This is a genomic window from Streptomyces sp. KR55, assembly GCF_052245645.1.
GTDB lineage: Bacteria > Actinomycetota > Actinomycetes > Streptomycetales > Streptomycetaceae > Streptomyces > Streptomyces flavusporus.
This window is the reverse complement of the sequence record NZ_JBQQCE010000820.1, coordinates 1-2,189: the sequence shown is the minus strand read 5'-3', so window position 1 is coordinate 2,189 and position 2,189 is coordinate 1. Positions and strand designations below refer to the sequence as shown.

The window sequence follows — 2,189 nt, the reverse complement described above, 5'->3', positions numbered from 1 at the left end:
CGTCCCCCTCACCTCCGTACGGCAGCCCGCCGTCACCATGGGCGCCCTGGCCGCCGAACTGCTCCTGGAGGAGACGGAGGCGGAGAGCGCGCCGACCCGGCACGAGCACCGGCGGGTCGTGCTCCAGCCGGAGCTGGTGGTGCGCCGCTCCAGCCTCTCGGGCCGCTGAACCGCCGGTCAGCAGCCGTTCATGATCCCCGGTCCCGCCTGCCGGACGCGCATGTGCTGAACTGGGACGCGGCCCGCACCGTCGTCCGCACCCGGGAGACCCGTTGAGCGTCAGCTACCGCCAGCCCGGCGTCGTCCTCACCGACCGCCACTTCACCGTGCCCCTCGACCACGACGACCCGGAGGGGGAGACAATCGAGCTGTACGCCCGCGAGGTCGTCGCGAGCGACAAGGCGGACCAGGACCTGCCCTGGCTGGTCTACCTCCAGGGCGGCCCCGGCTTCGGGGCGAACCGTTTCATCGGGAAGCAGGCCTGGCTCGGCCGCGCCCTGAAGGAGTACCGCGTACTCCTCCTCGACCAGCGCGGCACCGGCCACTCCACGCCCGCCAGCCGCCAGACGCTCCCGCTGCGCGGCGGTCCGGCCGAGCAGGCCGCGTACCTGGCGCTGTTCCGCGCCGACTCGATCGTCCGTGACTGTGAGGCGATCCGCCCCGCGGTCACCGGCGGCGCCCCCTGGACCGTCCTCGGCCAGAGTTTCGGCGGCTTCTGCACGGTGACCTACCTGTCGACCGCCCCCGAAGGCCTGCGCGCCGCCGTCATCACCGGCGGGCTGCCCGCGCTCGACGCGCACGCCGACGACGTCTACCGGGCCGCCTACCCGCGCATCGAGCGCAAGGTCATGGCGCACTACGCGCGCTACCCGCACGACGTCGAACGCGCCCGCCGCATCGCCGACCACCTGCTGACCCATGACGTGGTCCTGCCCAACGGCTACCGGCTCACCGTCGAGGCCTTCCAGTCCCTCGGCATCCTCCTCGGCGGCTCCGAGGGCAGCCACCGCCTGCACTACCTCCTGGAGCAGGCCTTCGTCCGTACCCCGCAGGGAACGGTCCTCTCCGACGCGTTCCAGGAGGAGGTCCAGGGCGTGCTCTCGTACGCGAGCCACCCCCTGTACGCCCTCGTCCACGAGGCGATCTACGGCCAGGACGGGCGGCCCACCGACTGGTCGGCCGAGCGGGTCCGCGCGGAGTTCGGGCAGTTCGACGCCGCCAAGGCGCTCGCGGGCGACGGACCACTGCTGTTCACGGGGGAGTCCGTCCACCCCTGGACGTTCGACTGCGACCCGGCTCTGCGCCCCCTGCGCGAGACCGCCGACCTGCTCGCCGCCCGCACCGGCTGGCGGCCCCTGTACGACCCGGCGCGCCTGGCCGCCAACGAGGTGCCGGTCGCGGCGGCGATCTACCACGACGACATGTACGTCGACACCGCTCACTCGCTCGAGACCGCCCGCACGATCCGCGGTCTGCGGACCTGGGTCACCGATGAGTTCGAACACGACGGGGTCCGGGCCTCGGGCCCGCGGGTCCTGGACCGACTGATCGCGCTGACGCGGGACGAGGTGTGAGCCCAAAGGGCGCGGGCCAAGCGGGCTCGGCGAAGTCCGGTGCGGTCCGGCAGCGCCCCAAAGGGGCGCGGGGCTGTATCGACATGCGGCTCCGCCGCGATGGGGCCCCCGCTCATGGGGGTCCCCCCGCGCGAGCGAAGCCGAGCGTGGGGGAGAAGCCGAAGTGGGGGAGCGACCAGCCACGACGCACCCGCGGGTGGCGTACCGGACTTCCAGCGGAGCGCTTAGTCTGCGGTCATGACCGAGCCGACGATCACTCAGCTCCAGCCCATGCCGGACGACTGGCAGCGCGCCCTCGCGGTCGTGGCGCACCCGGACGACCTCGAGTACGGCTGCTCGGCGGCGATCGCCACGTGGACCGACGCCGGACGCGAGGTGGCCTATGTCCTGGCCACCCGTGGCGAGGCGGGCATCGACACTCTGGAGCCCGCCAGTTGCGGCGCGCTGCGGGAGCGCGAGCAGCGGGCGAGTGCGGCCGTCGTCGGTGTGTCGGTGGTGGAGTTCCTCGACCACAAGGACGGCGTCATCGAGTACGGCACTGCCCTGCGCCGTGACATCGCCGCCGCGATCCGCCGACACCGGCCCGAGCTGCTCATCACCCTCAACCACCGGGAC

At 73.0% G+C, this 2,189-nt stretch carries 3 protein-coding genes; all 3 read left to right on the top strand.

The window, feature by feature from the left end; all coding sequences use genetic code 11:
• The coding region (locus tag ACTWQJ_RS50505; protein ID WP_443313061.1) for a substrate-binding domain-containing protein at window positions 1-169 on the top strand (169 nt) is incomplete at its 5' end.
• 103 nt (window positions 170-272) lie between these two features.
• Window positions 273-1,574, top strand: a complete 1,302-nt coding sequence (locus ACTWQJ_RS50500; protein WP_443313060.1) for an alpha/beta fold hydrolase — start codon at window positions 273-275, stop codon at window positions 1,572-1,574.
• A gap of 237 nt (window positions 1,575-1,811) precedes the next feature.
• A partial coding sequence (locus tag ACTWQJ_RS50495; RefSeq protein WP_443313059.1) for a PIG-L deacetylase family protein occupies window positions 1,812-2,189 on the top strand: 378 nt, incomplete at its 3' end.